Here is an 18,028-nt window from a genome sequence, read left to right on the forward strand (position 1 = left end):
AAAACGGGGTAAGCGGACCATGGACAGCGCAGTCGCAGAACATCAGGAACTCACTCCGGAAACCAACGACAATGTCCCCCCGCTGGAAGAACTGCTGGCGAGCCCCGAGCGCTTCATCAATCGCGAATTCTCCTGGCTGCAGTTCAACCGGCGCGTCCTGGAAGAGACGCTGAATACCGAGCATCCGCTGCTCGAGCGCGTTCGCTTCCTGTCGATTTCGGCAGCCAACCTCGACGAGTTCTTCATGGTGCGCGTTGCCGGCCTCGAGGGCCAGGTGCGCCAGAACATCGCCATCCGCAGCCCCGACGGCAAGACACCGGCCGAACAGCTCGATTCGATCCTGCAGGAGATCGACCATCTGCAGATGGAGCAGCAGGCTTCGCTCGCCGTGCTGCAGCAGTATCTCGCCAAGGAAGACATTCTGATCGTGCGCCCGGGCGCCCTGAGTGATGCAGACCGCCAGTGGCTGGCGGCCGAATTCGAACAGGCGATCTTCCCGGTGCTGACGCCGCTGTCCATCGATCCGGCTCATCCGTTCCCCTTCATTCCCAATCTCGGTTTTTCGATCGGGCTGCAGCTCGTCAGCAAGAATGGCCGCGAGCCGATGACGGCGCTGCTGCGCCTGCCGGTGGCGCTCGACCGCTTCGTCCGGCTGCCCGATGATGGGAACACGATCCGCTACATCACGCTGGAAGACGTCGCCAACATCTTCATTCACCGTCTCTATCCGGGCTACGAGGTGCAGGGTTCCGGTACGTTCCGCGTCATCCGCGACAGCGATATCGAAGTCGAGGAAGAGGCCGAGGATCTCGTGCGCTTTTTCGAAACGGCACTGAAGCGACGCCGCCGCGGCAAGGTCATCCGCATCGAGACCGATTCGGAAATGCCGGCCTCGCTGCGTCAGTTCGTCGTGCAGGCACTCAGCATCCCTGACAATCGCGTCGCCGTTCTGCCGGGGCTCCTGGCGCTGAACACTCTGTCGGAGATCACCAAGGCGCCGCGCGACGATCTCAGGTTTCAGCCCTACAATGCGCGATTTCCCGAGCGCGTCCGCGAACATGCCGGCGACTGCTTCGCCGCCATCCGCGAGAAGGACATGGTCGTCCATCACCCCTATGAATCCTTCGATGTGGTGGTCCAGTTCCTTCTCCAGGCTGCGCGCGATCCTGACGTTCTGGCGATAAAGCAGACGCTTTACCGCACCTCGAACGACAGCCCGATCGTCCGCGCTCTGGTCGATGCCGCTGAAGCCGGCAAGTCGGTGACAGCGCTGGTGGAGCTCAAGGCCCGCTTCGACGAAGAGGCGAATATCCGCTGGGCACGCGATCTCGAACGCGCCGGCGTGCAGGTCGTTTTCGGTTTCATCGAGCTCAAGACCCACGCCAAGATGTCTATGATCGTCCGCCGCGAGGAAGGCAAGCTCAGAACCTACTGTCACTTGGGAACCGGTAACTACCACCCGATCACCGCCAAGATCTATACGGATCTCTCCTATTTCACCTGCAATTCCGTCATCGCCCACGACATGGCGAACATCTTCAACTTCATCACCGGCTACGGCGAACCTGAAGAAGGAATGCAGATCGCCGTCTCTCCCAATGCCTTGCGCCCGCGCATCCTGCGTCACATCGATGAAGAGATTCAACACGCCAGGAACGGCAGGCCGGCGGCGATCTGGATGAAGATGAACGCGCTCGTCGACCCCGACATTATCGATGCGCTCTATCGCGCCAGCCACGCGGGCGTCGAGATCGATCTCGTCGTGCGCGGCATCTGCTGCCTGCGTCCCCAAGTGCCCGGTCTCTCGGAGAAGATCCGCGTCAAGTCGATCATCGGCCGCTTCCTCGAGCATAGCCGCATCTTCTGCTTCGGCAACGGCCATGGCCTGCCTTCCGACAAGGCGCTGGTCTACATCGGCTCGGCCGACATGATGCCGAGAAATCTCGACCGCCGCGTCGAGACCATGGTTCCGCTGACGAATCCGACTGTTCATGAGCAGGTCTTGTCACAGATTATGCTCGGCAACGTGATTGACAATCAACAAAGCTACGAGATATTGCCCGACGGTACGTCGCGGCGCATGGAAGTGCGCAGGGGCGAGGAGCCGTTCAATGCGCAACAGTATTTCATGACTAATCCGAGCCTGTCAGGCCGTGGTGAAGCTCTGAAATCAAGCGCGCCGAAACTGATCGCCGGCCTGCTCGAAGGCCGCAACAACAAGTAAAACTGGACCATATGGTTGAATCTGAAGCCCAGGGGCGCCTTCCAGGGATCGCCCCGGTCTCCGTCGTCGACATCGGATCGAATTCCATTCGTCTTGTCGTCTACGAAGGCCTGTCCCGTTCGCCTACGATCCTCTTCAACGAAAAGGTCCTCTGCGGCCTCGGCAAAGGCATAGCCGTCACCGGCAAGATGGATGAAGAGGGCGTCGCTCGGGCTCTGGCGGCGCTCCACCGTTTCAAGGCCCTATCCGATCAGGCGCGGGCCGCCACCATGTATGTGCTGGCGACGGCCGCCGCCCGTGAGGCGAGCAACGGCCCCGATTTCATCCATCAGGCCGAGACGATCCTGCAGCGCCACGTCCGGGTGCTCTCGGGCGAGGAGGAGGCTCGTTTCGCCTCGCTCGGCATCATCAGCGGTTTCTTCAATCCTGACGGCATTGCCGGTGACCTCGGCGGCGGCTCTCTTGAATTGATCGACATCAAGGGCAAGGAGGTCGGCAAGGGCATTACGCTGCCCCTCGGCGGTTTGCGCCTGTCGGAATATGCCGGCGGTTCTCTTTCCAAAGCGCGTGACTTCGCCCGCAAGCAGCTGAAGACGGCAAAGCTTTTGGCGAACGGCGAGGGGCGCACCTTCTACGCCGTCGGCGGCACCTGGCGAAACATCGCCAAGCTGCACATGGAGATCACCAATTATCCGCTGCATATGATGCAGGGCTATGAGGTATCGCTTGAAGCGATGATGCTGTTCCTCGAACAGGTGATGACCGCGCGCGATTCGCGCGAGCCGGCGCTGCAGGCCGTTTCCAAGCACCGCCGCTCGCTGCTGCCCTTCGGCGCCGTCGCCATGAAGGAGGTGCTGAGCGTGATGAAGCCGTCGGTGATTTCCTTCTCGGCGCAGGGCGTGCGCGAGGGATATCTTTATTCGCTGCTGTCTGAGGCCGAGCGCCGCGCCGATCCGCTGTTGGCCGCTGCAGGCGAACTGGCGATCCTGCGTGCCCGTTCGCCGGAGCACGCCCGCGAACTGGCGGAATGGACCGGCCGTATGATGCCTTTCTTCGACGTTCAGGAAACCGAAGAGGAAAGCCGCTATCGCCAGGCCGCCTGTCTGCTCGCCGATATCAGCTGGCGCGCCCATCCTGATTACCGTGGCCTGCAGGCGCTGAACGTCATTGCCCACTCGTCCTTCGTCGGCATCAGCCATCCCGGTCGCGCCTTCATCGCGCTCACCAATTATTACCGTTTCGAGGGGCTGCATGACGACGGCGCCACCGGCCCGCTGGCGCAGATCGCCACTCCGCAGTTCATCGAGCGCGCCAAGCTGCTCGGCGGCATGCTGCGCGTCGTCTACCTCTTCTCGGCCTCAATGCCCGGCGTCGTCAAGAACCTGACCTTCCGCAAATCGTCGAACCCGGACTTCGACCTCGAATTCGTGGTGCCGCCGGAATACCGCGATTTCGCCGGCGAACGCCTGGACGGTCGCCTGCAGCAGCTGTCGCGGCTGACGAACAAGCGTCTGGCGTTCCGGTTCGAGTAGGTTGATTTGCGGCACGCCCTCAACAACAAAGGCGGCACTGATGCGCCGCCCTCTCAATCTCACATTAGAGCCCAAATTACTTCGCGTTCAAAAACTCACCAACCTCAAGCAGGCTGAACTCATTATTGTCGGCCTTGTCGACGGCGCGGCCGGCCGAGAAGGGCAGGTTGTTGTCGTTACCGATGATGATGTGCGTGGCGTCGACGCGGTCGACGTTTTCGATCGTGACGAACGGCATGTCGTAGACGCCGTCCTTGTTGCCGGCCTTCTTCTTGTTGTCGGGGTCCTGGATGTTCAGGAGGTCGATATAGCCGATCTTGCGGACGGCCTTGCCGACATTGGCGTCGTTGAACTCGATCTTGTAGACGCGCTTCAGCACCGCCGGAGCTTCGAAGCAATCCGGCTTCGGCTGCTTCGGGTCGGCGCAGGCCTTATCGCTGGTGCCGGCGCCGCTGTCGCGCTCGATGACGAGAGCGGTGGAGTCGTCGAGCATGTTGAAATCACCGATCGATACACCCTTGTCTTCGAACGGATAAAGCCAGCTGCGGCCGGTCCACTTCTTGGAGGCAGCGTCGAATTCAATGACGCGGATGGCCGTATGGCCGTCAGCCGTTTCCATTGTGCCGTCATCCTTGTAGATGGCGCCTTCGAGCAGGCCGTAGAGCTTGGATCCGTCCTTCGACATGGCAAGGCCTTCGAAGCCGCCCGAGCGCTTCAGGTTGAAGACCGGCATCTTGGCGGCCGGATTGCCCGGCAGCTGGATCAGCGGGTTGTCGGGCGAAAGCACCGCCTTGCCGTCGAGCGTCGTCGGGATCACGTCCGTCAGGCGACCTTCGGTATCGACTTTGAGGATATAGGGACCGAACTCGTCGCCCAGCCAGAAGCCGTCGGCAACCGGCTGGATCGATTCGATGTCGAAGTCGGCACCGGTGAGGTAACGCTTTTCTGTGCCTTCGAGCACGATCGGGAACGGCGCGATCTTGTTTGGATCGGAGAGGAAGAGGTTCTTGACGACCTCAGCTTTGTTGGCAGTCCAGTCGAACTTCATCTGATGCAGGAACAGCATGGAGTCGGAAGAGTTGGCTTTGGAACCGAATCCGTTGTCCGAGAGCGTCCAAAAGGTCCCGTCGGCCATCGTCTTGATGCCCGAGAAACCCTGGATCGGCTGGCCGTCGAACGGAAGCTTGAGGTCCGTCACGCGCGCGCCGTCCTTGCCGGGAACGCTGCCGAGTGCTTCGGTGCGCTTGCGGTCCGGCGTCGTGAACTTGCCGGAATGCTTGAGGAATTCGGGGGCGTCGGCCGGAGCAGGAACCATGGTATTGGCTGGCAGGATCGCCTGGCCGGCGAGATTGGCCGGGAACTGCTGCTGGTCGGCCGAAACGGGGCCGGCAATCAGGATGAAAAGCGATACGGAAGCAAAAAGGACGTCCTTCATAATATCCCCATGGAACGGATGCGAATGGCTTCCGCTTAACAGGGCTTCCGTGTCAGCGAATTGACGGTTGGGTGAAGCTTTGGTGACGGGTGATAAATGGACTTGCTCAGCCGTGCAGAACGACTGCGGGCGTGTTCAGGACGGTCACCGCACGCGAGGACAGCGCCATGACGCCGAGTGCCTGGCCGCGTCCCTTGACGGCATGGATCCCGAGATCTTCGCAGGAAATGTCGTCGGGAAAAGTCATGCGCCGGGCCAGCTCCGCGGAGATCAGCACCTGCCGGTTCAGGCTGCGGCAGAGCGTCTCCAGCCGGGCGGTCGTATTCACTGTATCGCCGAAATAGCTGATTTTGTGGTGGTCGACGCCGACTTCCGCCGTGATGATCTCGCCGCCATGAAGGGCTACGCGAAGCTTCGGCACCTGGCCGTAATTTTTCCGCCAGCCGGCGGCATTGGCTTCGATATCGGCGAGGATATCGAAGATGCAGCGAACGCAGCGCGCATCCTTGACGCCGCGGGCAAGCGGCCAGGTAATGATCGCCGCATCACCGACATAGTCGTTGATCATGCCCTTGTGGCGCCGGACCGGCTCCGCGAAGGTCGCAAACAGCGAGCTCAGCAACTGCTGTGCCCTGAGGTCGCCGTGCTTTTCCGCAAAAGCTGTCGAATCGACGAGATCGATGAAGAGGAAGACACGCTCTTCCTTGACCGGATTACGATAGCGGCTGATGAGCATGCTGACGAATACTTCGCGGCCGAGCAATTCCCGCACGCGCAGGATGAAGATCAGTGCCGAGCAGACGGCAAGCGCATAGAGGAAGACCTCGAACGGCATGACGACGAGATCAAGGAACGACGACGGCTTCAGCATGCCGAGCGACCAGAGCAGGAGGCCGGCGCAGGCGAAGCCGATGCTCATCAGGATCTCGTAGATCACCAGCTCCGTGATGATGAACACGAAGGTCGGCAGCCTCTGGATCCGTCGGTAGAGGGTGCGAAACAGCACCTTGCGCTCGAAGGCGAGAATCGGCATGCCGATAAAGAGCGCGAAGATCGCCCCGATGACCGGCGTCTGATTGGAGTAGAACATCAGATCGTAGATGACGCCGCTCGCAGCCAGCACGATCGCGATCAAGATCCAGTTCTGCGTTGGAGATATTTCTCGCATGCCGCCTCTTCGCCTGAGGTTTCCTCCAGCCATTGTTTCAGCTGGGAAAAAAGCGTCAAGCGAATTCAGTTTGGTTTCAGAGGCTGACGGTTTCAACCTTCCTTCCAGCGAAACGCAATCCGATCTGCCCCTGGATCAGCTGCAGTGCGGGCTCGCCGAAAAGATCGCGCCGCCAGCCATGCAGGGCAGCGACATCGGCGTTCTCGCCATCGGCGGCAATCTTGTCGAGATCCTCGCTGTTGGCGATCACCTTTGGCGCCACGCCATGTTTTTCGGAGATCAGCTTCAGCAGCACCTTCAAGAGTTCGACGGCGGCAGCTGCGCCCTCCGGGGCCTGTGCCTGACGAGGCACATGCGGCATCTCGGCTTTCGGTAGGGCAAGCGCAGCGTTGACCGCTTCGACGACCGCCGTCCCGGCGGCCGAGCGCTCCCAGCCCTTCGGAATCGTGCGCAAGCGGCCGAGCGCTTCGGAATCCTTAGGCTGCTGCTGGGCGACCTCATAGATCGCATCGTCCTTCAAGACGCGCGAACGCGGTACATTGCGGGCCCGTGCCTCGCGCTCACGCCAGGCGGCGACGTATTTCAGGACCGCCAACTCCTGCGGCTTGCGCAGGCGCATCTTCAGACGCTGCCAGGCGTCGTCGGGATGCATGTCGTAAGTTTCGCGCGCTTCGAGAATGTCCATTTCCTCGCGCAGCCACGACGTGCGGCCTTCGCGGTCGAGTTCTGCGCTCAGCGACAGGTAGACGTCGCGCAAATGGGTGACGTCGGCCAGCGCATATTCCAGCTGCTTTTCGGAGAGCGGCCGGCGGCTCCAGTCGGTGAAACGCGACGACTTGTCGATATGGACGTTCTTGATGCGGCTGACCAGCTGGTCGTAGGAGACGCTGTCGCCGAAACCGCAGACCATGGCCGCGACCTGCGTGTCGAAGATCGGATGCGGAATGAGATTGCCGCGGTTGAAGATGATTTCGATGTCCTGGCGCGCCGCGTGAAAGACCTTCAACACTTTCGTGTCCGCCATCAGGTCAAAGAAGGGAGCGAGGTCGATGCCCTTCGCCAGCGGATCGACGAGAACCTCCAATGTCGGGCTTGCCATCTGGATCAGGCAAAGCTCCGGCCAAAAGGTCGTCTCACGCAGGAATTCGGTATCGATGGTGATGAAGTCGGACTTGGCCAGCTCTTTGCAGGCGGCCGCCAATTCGGCGGTGGTTTCGATCATATCATTTCATTCGCAAGGAAAAGGTCGGTTGAACCTTCCTTCTCCTTTCGCTTCGATATGTCAATACAACAGCATAAGCTTCGAGCATTGCTGAAGAAGAATCACGTCCAAACTGAGGCAAGGCGAATGCTTCAGCTCACTCTGATATAGCTGGTCATTCCTGTCTTCTGATGTTCGATGATATGGCAATGCAGCACCCAATCGCCGGGATTGTCGGCGACGAGGGCCAATTGCACCTTCTCATCCGGCTGGACGAGGTAGGTGTCGGACACCAGTGGCATCACCTCCCGCGTCGAGGAGGAGATCACCGTGAAACTCATTCCGTGCAGGTGGATCGGATGCGCGTGCGGCGTGGTGTTCTCAAGGTTGAAGACATAGCTCCTGCCGAGCTTCAGTTCCGCCAGCGGCGCCGTCGGATCGGGCGTGTCCCCGGGCCAGGGCACCTTGTTGATCGCCCAGAAGCTGTAGCCGAGCGTGCCGCAGATGCTCTCGACGGCGGCATTTTCCGCAGTGGCGCTCAACACCAGCGGGATCTGTTCGGCAGCGGAAAGATCGGCCTTCGGGACAGGATTTCGGACAAGAGGCCCGAGATCGCCGATGTCGCGCTTCAGCGATGCTCCGACGGCACGCAGGCTGGCGATCATCTTCGGTGCCGTGCCGCGAATATCTTCCAGTGTCACGACGGCGCCTTCGCCATCCGGCATGCGGACGGCGAGATCGAGCCGCTGGCCCGGCCCGATCTGCAGGAGGTCGAGGGGGAAGCGTTTCGGCACCGGATTGCCGTCGATTGCGATGACGGTCGCATTTGCGCCCGCCATCTTCAGCGAGAAGATGCGCGTAACGTCGGTGATGGCAATGCGCAGCCGCACCAACCCGCCGGCCGGCGCATCATATTGCGGCTCCTGGCGCCAGTTGGCCGTGCGCACTGTGCCGTAGGTGCCGCTCTTGGCAGCGTCGCGCGGCCGGAAGGGCGCGATGAACTGCCCGTCGCCTCCGAGACGCCAGTCGCGCAGATTGAGCAGCACTTCCGCATCGAACTCCGGATCGGCCGGATCCTCGACGACGAGCATGCCGGTCATGCCGTGTCCCATCTGCGTCAGCGTGTTGCAATGCGGATGATACCAGAAGGTACCGGCATCCGGCGGCGTGAAGGCATAATCGAAGCTGTCGCCGGTATAGATATAGGGCTGCGTCACGAACGGCACGCCATCCATGCGGTTGTCGATGCGAAGCCCGTGCCAATGGATCGTCGTCGGCTCGTCGAGCCCGTTTTTCAGCCTTGCCGAGTAGGGCCGCCCCTTGGTCATCCGCAGAACCGGCGGCATGCCGTCATGGCCCCAGCTCATGATGTCCCTGGTCGGACCCGCCTCGGTCAGCATGGCCTCGGTTTTTACAGCCATCAGCAGCTGCGGTTCCGGCGCCGCCTCGGCAAGCCCGAATTTGCCCGCAACGGCGACGCCGGCGCCATAGGCGCCCGCGACGGCGGATGCCCTCAGAAGGTTGCGGCGGGTCAGCAGAGGCATGCGGCGGCTCCAGGATGGGAATGCCGATCCTTTTAAAGTTGAGCCGCATCTTCATCAATACGGGAAACGCGGCCAAACTGCCGCAGCCTGTGGGTCGCAGCCTCGCCATAAACGCATGCCAAACCCAGGGGCGGGGCGCGCCAAGCCTTGACAAATCGGAGCGTCCATGCGCTTTTCCGCCCGATTTTCTTGTCGGCGCGGGAGGGTCTTCGAACCCCTGCTGCCGTCTTCAGCCACATGCCAGGATTTGAGATTATGCATCGCTACCGCAGCCACACATGTGCCGCCCTCCGCAAGACGGATGTCGGCTCGACCGTCCGCATCGCCGGCTGGGTCCATCGCGTTCGCGACCATGGCGGCGTTCTCTTCATCGACCTTCGCGACCATTACGGCATCACCCAAGTGGTCGCCGACCCGGATAGCCCTGCCTTCAAGACAGCGGAAACGGTGCGTGGCGAATGGGTCATCCGCATCGACGGCCTCGTCAAGGCCCGTACCGAAGACACCGTCAACAAGAACATGGCGACCGGCGAGATCGAGCTCTACGCCCAAGAGATCGAAGTGCTCTCCGCCGCCAAGGAGTTGCCGCTACCAGTCTTCGGCGAGCCTGATTATCCGGAAGACGTTCGCCTCAAGTATCGCTTCCTCGATCTTCGCCGCGAAACCCTGCACAAGAACATCGTCAAGCGCACCCAGGTGATTTCGGCCATGCGCCGTGAAATGGGCAGCGCTGGCTTCACCGAGTATACCACGCCGATCCTGACTGCCTCCTCGCCGGAAGGTGCGCGCGACTTCCTCGTGCCGAGCCGTATTCATCCCGGCACCTTCTACGCTCTGCCGCAGGCGCCGCAGCAGTACAAGCAGCTGCTGATGGTCGCAGGCTTCGACCGCTACTTCCAAATCGCGCCGTGCTTCCGCGACGAAGATCCGCGCGCCGATCGCCTGCCGGGCGAATTCTACCAGCTCGACCTCGAAATGAGCTTCGTCACCCAGGAAGACGTCTGGAACACGATGGGTCCGCTGATGACCAAGGTGTTCGAGGAGTTTGCCGAAGGCAAGCCGGTCACCAAGGAATGGCCGCGCATCCCCTATGACGAGGCGATCCGCAAATACGGTTCCGACAAGCCTGATCTGCGCAACCCGATCGTCATGGAAGCGGTGACCGAGCATTTCGCCGGCTCCGGCTTCAAGGTCTTCGCCGGCATGATCGCCTCCAACCCGAAGGTCCAGATCTGGGCGATCCCTGCCAAAACAGGCGGCTCGCGTGCTTTCTGCGACCGCATGAACGCCTGGGCGCAGAGCCAGGGCCAGCCGGGCCTTGGCTACATCTTCTGGCGCAAGGAAGGCGATAAGCTCGAAGGCGCCGGACCGCTTGCCAAGAACATCGGCGAGGAGCGCACCGATGCGATCCGCACGCAGCTCGGCCTCGACGACGGCGACGCCTGTTTCTTCGTCGCCGGAGAGCCGGAAAAATTCTATAAGTTTGCGGGCGAGGCCCGCACCAAGGCCGGCGAAGAACTCAACCTCGTCGACCGCGACCGGTTCGAGCTCTGCTGGATCGTCGACTTCCCCTTCTTCGAATGGAGCGAGGAAGAAAAGAAGGTCGATTTCGCTCATAACCCGTTCTCGATGCCGCAGGGTGGCCTCGACGCGCTGCAGAACCAGGATCCTTTGACGATCAAGGCCTTCCAATATGACGCCGTCTGCAACGGCTTCGAGATCGCCTCGGGTTCGATCCGCAACCAGTCGCCGGAAACCATGGTTGCCGCCTTCGAGAAGGTCGGCCTCAGCCAGCAGGACGTCGAGGACCGTTTCGGCGGCCTCTACCGCGCCTTCCAGTATGGCGCACCTCCGCATGGCGGCGCCGCCTTCGGCATCGACCGCATCATCATGCTGCTCGTCGGCGCGAAGAACCTGCGCGAAATCTCGCTCTTCCCGATGAACCAGCAGGCTCAGGACCTGCTGATGGGCGCTCCGAGCCCGGCGACGCCGACGCAGCTGCGCGAGCTTGCGATCCGGCCGATTCCGCCGGTCAAAAAGGACTGAGTTCGTTTCCCAATGAGAAAGCCCGGCGGCCGCAATCGCCAGGCTTTTCGTTTGCCCTCATCGTCCCCGTTGCAAACAAAAAGGCCCGGCAGCGGAACTGCCGGGCCCTTTCTTGAGATTTGAGCGATCAGTCGTTGGCCGAAACCTTGACGCCGAGCACCTGGGGCAGCGTGTTCGGAGCGCCCATGGCAGCGCCGACGATCGTCGGGAACGGCACCGGCTTTTCAGGGGCGGCGCTGACCGTCAGGCTCTTGGGGTCGTCGAGGAAGGTGTTGACGGCGGCCGAAACGGCGTTCTGCAGTTCCGGGATATTGAGCTGCGCCAGCATGATCGGCGTCATCGCCTTCAGCGAATCCGCCATCTGCTTGCCGGACATGTTCTGCTGCGAACCGGCATAATCGAGCGCGCGCTTGGTGATCGAGGCATCTTCGAAGCGCACCTTTGCGCCCTCGAAGGACAATTGCTGCATCAGGCCGAGCATGGCGAGGCCGAGCGCCTGCTGCGACTGTTCCTTGTTCGGATTGGCTTCGGATTGCTTCATCGCATCCTGCATCGACTTCATGAAGGCCATCGTATAGCCCGAGATCTTGAAGCCAAGGTTCAGTTTGCCGATGTTGGTGAAGTCGAAGGCGAATTCCGAAATGTCGATCGTGCCGGGCGCGAGTTCCCAGGCGCCCTTCATGGTGATGTCGCCTTGGACGTGCTGCAGGGCGAGCTTCTCGATCGCGTCCTTGCTCTGCGCATCCTCGGCCTTGCTGAGATCGGCCTTCATGCTCTTAAAAGCGCCGTCGAAATCGAAGCCGGATTCGTCTTCGCGCAATGTCAGGTTCATGTTGCTTTCGAGTACGGAGAAGACTTCCGCGCCGTCCTTGACCACCTTCAGCGGGCCGGTATGCGCTGTTTCGTAGAGCATCATCGTATCGAGCGAGTCGCCGCCGGGCGTTGACGGGATCGAAATGCCGCCAAGCGTCAGCTGCTGCGCCGTCACAGTGACGCCATCTTCGGTCTTGTTGATGTCGGGGAAGGTCGCTTCTTCGATATAGTAACCGCCGTCCTCGTCTTCCTCGACACCGGAAAGAGTGACTTCGCCGATAGGCAGGCTTTCGCCGCCGGTCGGTTTGAGGCTGACGTTCTTCAAGGTCACCGTCGTGCCGTCGATATCGATGCCTTCAGCCGAAATCGTTCCGCCCTGCGCGGCATAGGCGGCATTGAGCTTCTTCAGCAGATCGGCGCCGTCGAGAGCGAAAGCCGAGCCTGCGAGCGAGAAAAAGGCTGCGCCCGACAGCATCAGCCGCGTTGTCCGGTAAAAGTTCATAGGGTGATTCCTCTGGTGGCGTGTGACGGTTGGAAATCTGCAGTTACGCTACTACGGATTGGGCCTGCTTTATATTGCGGCCCACTAATTTTTTGTTGAAGGGAAGGGCAAACGAAATCCAAATTGCCGCGATGAGCTTGTCTCATCCTTTGATATCAGCCGGAAGACTTCATCCACAGCTGCAATGGCCTGGATTCCTTGCCCGCCAGCCTCTTCTGGGCTAGTCAGGACCTATGGGACAAGAGATTTTGCCGCCTTCCGGCGGAGACGACGACAACATCCAACCGGTCGACCTGAAGGCGGCGCTTGAGCAGCGCTATCTCGCCTATGCGTTATCGACCATCATGCACCGCGCGCTGCCTGACGTGCGCGACGGGCTGAAGCCTGTCCATCGCCGCATCGTCTACGCGATGAACGAGATGGGGCTGAGGCCGACTTCAGCCTTCAGAAAATGCGCCAAGATCGTCGGCGAGGTGATGGGTAACTACCATCCGCACGGCGACCAGTCGATCTACGACGCGCTGGCTCGTCTCGCGCAGGATTTCTCGCAGCGTTATACGCTGGTGAACGGCCAGGGCAATTTCGGCAATATCGACGGCGACAGCCCTGCCGCCATGCGTTACACCGAATCGAAGATGACGGCGGTCTCCGAACTGCTGCTCGAAGGGATCGATCAGGATGCGGTCGATTTCCGCGACACCTACGACGAATCGAATTCCGAGCCGGTCGTGCTTCCCGGCGCCTTCCCGAACCTGCTCGCCAATGGCTCCTCCGGCATCGCCGTCGGCATGGCGACCTCGATCCCGTCTCACAATGCCCATGAGCTATGCGATGCCGCCCTGCATCTGATCAAGCATCCCGATGCGACGGTCGAAAAGCTCGTCGAGTTCATTCCCGGCCCGGATTTCCCCACCGGCGGCATCATCATCGACAGCCGCGACAGCATCATCGAGAGCTACCGCACCGGCCGCGGCGGTTTCCGCGTGCGGGCGAAATGGCAGACGGAGGATCTGGGCCGCGGCGGCTATCAGATCGTCGTCACCGAAATTCCGTTCCAGGTGCAGAAATCGCGGCTGATCGAGAAGATCGCCGAGTTGCTGATTGCCCGCAAGCTGCCGCTGCTGGAAGACATCCGCGATGAATCGGCCGAGGACATCCGCATCGTCCTGGTGCCGAAGTCCCGGAGCGTCGATCCGACGATCCTGATGGAGTCGATGTTCAAGCTGACGGAGCTCGAAAGCCGCTTTCCGCTCAACATGAACGTCCTGTCCATGGGGCGCATCCCCAAGGTCATGGCGCTGAACGAAGTGCTGAAGGAGTGGCTGGACCACCGTCGCGAGGTCCTGCAGCGCCGGTCGCGCTTCCGTCTGGCCGCGATCGACAAGCGTCTCGAAATCCTCGGCGGCCTTCTGATCGCCTATCTCAATATCGACGAGGTGATCCGGATCATCCGCGAGGAAGACGAGCCGAAGCCGGTCATGATGGCGCGATGGGACCTGACGGACAATCAGGTCGAAGCGATCCTCAACATGCGGTTGCGCGCCCTGCGCAAGCTGGAAGAATTCGAGATCCGCAAGGAGTTCGACGAACTCACCAAGGAAAAGAGCGAGATTGAGGCGTTGCTTGCCTCCGACGACAAGCAGTGGCAGACGGTCGCCTGGGAAATCGGCGAAGTGAAGAAGAAATTCGCCAAGGCGACCGAGGTCGGCCGTCGACGCACCCAGTTCGCCGATGCGCCCGAAGCCGACGAGGAAGCGATCCAGCAGGCGATGATCGAGAAGGAACCGATCACCGTCGTCATTTCCGAAAAGGGCTGGATCCGCGCCCTGAAGGGCCACATCGCAGACACGTCGACCCTGACCTTCAAGGAGGGCGACGGCTTGAAAGTGGCCTTCCCGGCGCAGACGACGGACAAGATCCTGATCGTTACGACAGGCGGCAAGGCCTTCACGCTCGGTGGCGACAAGCTGCCGGGCGGTCGCGGCCACGGCGAACCTTTGCGTATCATGGTCGACATGGATAACGACCAGGCTGTGCTGACCGCCTTCGTCCACGATCCCTCGCGCAAGCAGCTGATCGTCTCGACGGCTGGGAACGGCTTCGTCGTGCCAGAGGCGGAGCTGGTCGCCAATACGCGCAAAGGCAAGCAGATCATGAATGTCGCGCTGCCGGAGGAAACGCAGCTGCTGGTGCCCGTCAGCGGCGATCACATCGCAGTCGTCGGCGAGAATCGCAAGCTGCTGGTCTTCCCGCTCGCGCAGGTGCCGGAAATGTCGCGTGGCAAGGGCGTGCGCCTGCAGCGCTACAAGGATGGCGGCATTTCCGACGTCCGTTGCTTCGCGATATCAGACGGCCTCGTCTGGGAAGACAGCGCCGGCCGCACCTTCACGAAGAACAAGGACGAACTCGCCGAATGGCTGGGCGATCGCGCCAGCGCCGGACGGACCGTGCCGAAGGGCTTCCCGCGCAGTGGCAAATTCGCTGGCTGAGGCTTTACAGCGCCGCGCGCCTGTTCAGGCGCGCAAAGGACGCCGTAAGGCCTTGATTTTTTGTCGAACTAAATTCCGCTCTCGGCTCTTGGCGGGCGCGGGAACTTCTCTATCTCATTGCTGTTATCAAAATGAAGAGAAGGCCGGTTGCGTGGGCGGACGGAGCGGCTGCGGTTCGTTGCGCCTCGGGAAGGCGCACGCGCCCTACCGGAGGAAAATCGATGCCCGCCAGCACCATCAAATTGCATGTCAGCCACACATACAAGGCGCCGCCGGCGGTCGTCTACGACGCTTGGCTCAATCCGGAAATTGCCCGCCGCTTCCTGTTTGCGACTGATGATGGTCACGTCATCCGTGCCGACATCGATCCGCGCGTCGGCGGACGTTTCTTCGTTGTCGACCGCCGCCCGACCGGAGACGCCTTTCATCAGGGCGTCTTCCTTGAATTGAAGCGCCCGCAACGCATGGTCTTCAGCTTTTCCGTCGAAGAGCACGACCACAATTGCGATCGCGTCGAAATCGACATCGAGCCTCTCGGCGGCGGCAGCCGCCTGACATTGACCCACGAAATGTGCGCCGAATGGGCCGCACACGAGGAGAAAACACGGCAAGGCTGGGCGCATGTCGTCGAAGCGCTCGGCAGGGAACTGGAACAGCAACAGTTGAAGGCTACCGGTTGAGCGGCACGCTGAAGTCCCGAAGGAAGCGTGTCGCGCCTTCCTCGTCAATCTCGCCGGCGGCGATGGCAAGGACGAAAGCGTAGAGATTGGCGTCGGTGGTCTCGATCTCGTAGCCATTTTCGAGAAGGAATACACCGGCGGACGATCGTGATGCGTTTGTCGCCGTCGACGAATGCGTGGTTGCGGGCAAGGCCGAAAAGAACGCTGCGGCGAGTTCGATGACATCGTCGCAACCGTAATTGGCGTTATGCATCGGCCGGCCGAGGGTGGATTCCAAAGCGCCTTCGTCACGCAACCCGGCAAGCCCGCCGAAGCGCTCGATCTGCATTGTCTGCAGAGTCTCCACCAATGGCCTTGTCAGGAATTTGAAGGCCATTATTCGGCCAGCTTCTTCAAAGCGACCTTATACTTGTCCATGAAATGTCGCGCCGCCTCGAGCTGACGGGACAAATCTTCGTCAGCCGGCCTCAAATTGATGCCGCCGCTTTCCATTTGCAGTTCCAATGAGTCGCCTGTTTTTAATCCAAGGCGATCAAGGACCTCCTTGGGAATAATGACACCCTCGGAGTTGCCGATCTTACGGATCGTGACGTTCATCGCTCTATCCTCTGTGGTAACGCCGTTATAACATGGCGCCGAGGGGCGACAACTTCACATCATAAGACTTGCCTGACGCTCTTGCGTCGCGCCATCCAGAGGGAATGCACGGCGATTGTCGCCGTCAGGATGCCGCCGCCGACGAGCGTCGTCGTTACGGGCGTTTCGGCAAAGATCAGCCAGACCCAGATCGGCGCCAGCACCGTTTCCAGTAGATAGAACATGCCGACTTCAGGTGCGGAGAGGTAGCGCGGCCCGGTCGCAAGACACCAGAAGGCGACCGGCATGATGACGGCGCCGTTGAGGAGGATCCAGCCGGGATTGGCGATTGCAAACGCTGAGGGCAGAGCTTGCGCGAGGCCGAGCGCGGCCGGCAGGATGGCGGCAAGCAGCGGCACGAAGCCCATTTGCCGGCGCGAGGCACGCCCGAGTGTAATGGCTGCGGCAAGAATGAGCGCGCTGAGAAGCGCCATGGCGTCGCCAAAGATATGGCCGCTGGCAAGTCCTTCGCTTACAATCAGTCCGACGCCTGATATCATGAACAGCATGGCGATCAGCGTCGCGGCCGGGGGCTTCTCCTTGAGGAAAATCCAGGAAAGCAGCGCCCCGAACATCGGATTGAAGGCGACGATGAAGACGACATTGGCCGTGGCCGTATTGAAGACGGCCAGCACGAAAGTTAGGGAAGAGAGACCGTAGAGCAGACCGGCGATAAGACCAGGTCGCCCCGGAACGAGGACCGGCCACTTGCCCGAAACAAGGCGCATTGCTCCTAATATCACGAGCGTGGCGACAATCGTTGCTGCGCTCCGCATTCCGAGAACCCACCAGATGTCACCGTCGCCAAGGCGGACGAGCGGGATATCCATGGAAAGTGCCAGCCCGCCGATCGCCGTCAGCAGCAGGCCTTTCCGATGATCGGAAAGAGCGGTGGGGAACATTCAGTCGCGCGTGCTTTCGGGCATGGAGGAGGGGTCGAAACGTTCCCAGCCGCGCGGGGTCAGATGCTCCTGCGGCTGGAAACGGGTCTTATAGTCCATTTTCCGTGACCCCTGAACCCAATAGCCGAGGTAGACATGCGGCAGACCGAGCGCTTTCGTGCGCCTGACATGGTCGAGAATCATGAACGTGCCGAGCGAACGCCGCTCGAGCGCCGGATTGAAATAGGAATAGACCATCGACAGCCCGTCGCTCATCGTGTCGGTCAGTGCGGCGGCAAGCAGTTCGCCCTTCGGCCGCTCCTCCAGCCCGGAGCCTTCCTCGCGCCGGCGGTATTCGATGATTCGCGTGTTCACATGCGTGTCCTCCACCATGATCGCATAATCGAGCACGGTCATATCGGACATGCCGCCTTGCTGGTGGCGGAAATCGAGATAGCGCCGGAAGAGTGAATATTGCTCGCTGGAAGGCTGGGCTGCGAATTCGGTGGCGATGACATCGGAATTGGCGGCAAGCACCCGTTTCATCGATTTCGTCGGTTCGAATTCCTGGGCGAGAATCCGCACGGAAACGCAGGCGCGACAGGATTCGCAGGCCGGTCGGTAAGCGATGTTCTGCGAGCGGCGGAACCCGCCCTGGGTGAGGATGTCGTTCATCTCCGCGGCCCGCGGGCCGACCAGATGGGTGAAGACCTTGCGCTCCATCTCATGCGGCAGATACGGACACGCAGCCGGAGCCGTCAGATAAAACTGCGGGGATGGCGTCGTCTGCGTATTCATTTGTCGCGGAAGTTTCCTTGTCGAGACAGTGCCGTTTTCTGACAGCATGACCTAAGAATAGAAAACGTCAACAGCGCGG

General features: G+C 61.0%; 13 protein-coding genes and 1 pseudogene. 5 read left to right on the top strand and 9 right to left on the bottom strand.

What is annotated here, in order from left to right; genetic code table 11:
- Window positions 1-19: 19 nt before the first annotated feature.
- Both NMA58_RS05850 and ppx read left to right on the top strand, forming a co-directional pair.
- Window positions 20-2,224, top strand: a complete 2,205-nt coding sequence (locus tag NMA58_RS05850; protein WP_430957744.1) for an RNA degradosome polyphosphate kinase — start codon at window positions 20-22, stop codon at window positions 2,222-2,224.
- An 11-nt stretch (window positions 2,225-2,235) separates the two neighbouring features.
- Window positions 2,236-3,756: an exopolyphosphatase gene (ppx, locus tag NMA58_RS05855; protein ID WP_434712678.1), complete on the top strand. Its 1,521-nt coding sequence runs from the start codon at window positions 2,236-2,238 to the stop codon at window positions 3,754-3,756.
- Window positions 3,757-3,832: 76 nt separating this feature from the next.
- Here ppx and NMA58_RS05860 read toward each other — a convergent pair whose 3' ends face one another.
- The 4 genes from NMA58_RS05860 to NMA58_RS05875 form a co-directional block, all read right to left on the bottom strand.
- On the bottom strand, window positions 3,833-5,191 hold the full coding sequence (locus tag NMA58_RS05860; RefSeq protein ID WP_434712679.1) for an esterase-like activity of phytase family protein: 1,359 nt from the start codon (window positions 5,189-5,191) through the stop codon (window positions 3,833-3,835).
- A 106-nt stretch (window positions 5,192-5,297) separates the two neighbouring features.
- On the bottom strand, window positions 5,298-6,359 hold the full coding sequence (locus NMA58_RS05865; RefSeq protein ID WP_430957741.1) for an adenylate/guanylate cyclase domain-containing protein: 1,062 nt from the start codon (window positions 6,357-6,359) through the stop codon (window positions 5,298-5,300).
- A gap of 76 nt (window positions 6,360-6,435) precedes the next feature.
- A complete protein-coding gene (gene rnd, locus NMA58_RS05870) occupies window positions 6,436-7,581 on the bottom strand; it encodes a ribonuclease D (protein ID WP_430957740.1) in 1,146 nt (381 codons plus the stop codon).
- Window positions 7,582-7,712: 131 nt separating this feature from the next.
- Window positions 7,713-9,104: a multicopper oxidase family protein gene (locus tag NMA58_RS05875; protein ID WP_434712680.1), complete on the bottom strand. Its 1,392-nt coding sequence runs from the start codon at window positions 9,102-9,104 to the stop codon at window positions 7,713-7,715.
- 255 nt (window positions 9,105-9,359) lie between these two features.
- On the opposite strand from NMA58_RS05875, the gene aspS reads away from it, so the two are divergent.
- Window positions 9,360-11,150 (top strand): aspartate--tRNA ligase, encoded by a 1,791-nt coding sequence (aspS, locus tag NMA58_RS05880; protein WP_085780031.1) that lies wholly within the window; start codon window positions 9,360-9,362, stop codon window positions 11,148-11,150.
- Window positions 11,151-11,277: 127 nt separating this feature from the next.
- Here aspS and NMA58_RS05885 read toward each other — a convergent pair whose 3' ends face one another.
- On the bottom strand, window positions 11,278-12,465 hold the full coding sequence (locus tag NMA58_RS05885) for a hypothetical protein (RefSeq protein ID WP_434712681.1): 1,188 nt from the start codon (window positions 12,463-12,465) through the stop codon (window positions 11,278-11,280).
- A 233-nt stretch (window positions 12,466-12,698) separates the two neighbouring features.
- On the opposite strand from NMA58_RS05885, the gene parC reads away from it, so the two are divergent.
- Window positions 12,699-14,954: a DNA topoisomerase IV subunit A gene (gene parC / locus NMA58_RS05890; protein WP_434712682.1), complete on the top strand. Its 2,256-nt coding sequence runs from the start codon at window positions 12,699-12,701 to the stop codon at window positions 14,952-14,954.
- Between the two features lie 221 nt (window positions 14,955-15,175).
- Entirely contained in the window at window positions 15,176-15,634 is a 459-nt protein-coding gene (locus tag NMA58_RS05895) for an SRPBCC family protein (RefSeq protein WP_434712683.1), read from the top strand.
- Here the strand turns inward: NMA58_RS05895 and NMA58_RS05900 are convergent.
- The 4 genes and pseudogenes from NMA58_RS05900 to NMA58_RS05915 form a co-directional block, all read right to left on the bottom strand.
- Window positions 15,624-16,010: pseudogene (locus NMA58_RS05900) on the bottom strand (type II toxin-antitoxin system death-on-curing family toxin). The gene NMA58_RS05895 and the pseudogene NMA58_RS05900 overlap by 11 nt on opposite strands.
- Window positions 16,010-16,231, bottom strand: coding sequence for an AbrB/MazE/SpoVT family DNA-binding domain-containing protein (locus NMA58_RS05905; RefSeq protein WP_434712685.1), 222 nt, complete (start codon window positions 16,229-16,231; stop codon window positions 16,010-16,012). Before NMA58_RS05905 ends, NMA58_RS05900 begins: the two are co-directional and overlap by 1 nt.
- A 59-nt stretch (window positions 16,232-16,290) precedes the next feature.
- Window positions 16,291-17,172 (bottom strand): DMT family transporter, encoded by an 882-nt coding sequence (locus tag NMA58_RS05910; protein WP_434712686.1) that lies wholly within the window; start codon window positions 17,170-17,172, stop codon window positions 16,291-16,293.
- Window positions 17,173-17,949, bottom strand: coding sequence for an arginyltransferase (locus NMA58_RS05915; RefSeq protein WP_085777700.1), 777 nt, complete (start codon window positions 17,947-17,949; stop codon window positions 17,173-17,175).
- Window positions 17,950-18,028: the final 79 nt, after the last annotated feature.

Origin of the sequence: Rhizobium sp. YTUHZ045 (assembly GCF_051124255.1) — a bacterium.
Classification (GTDB): Bacteria; Pseudomonadota; Alphaproteobacteria; order Rhizobiales; family Rhizobiaceae; genus Rhizobium.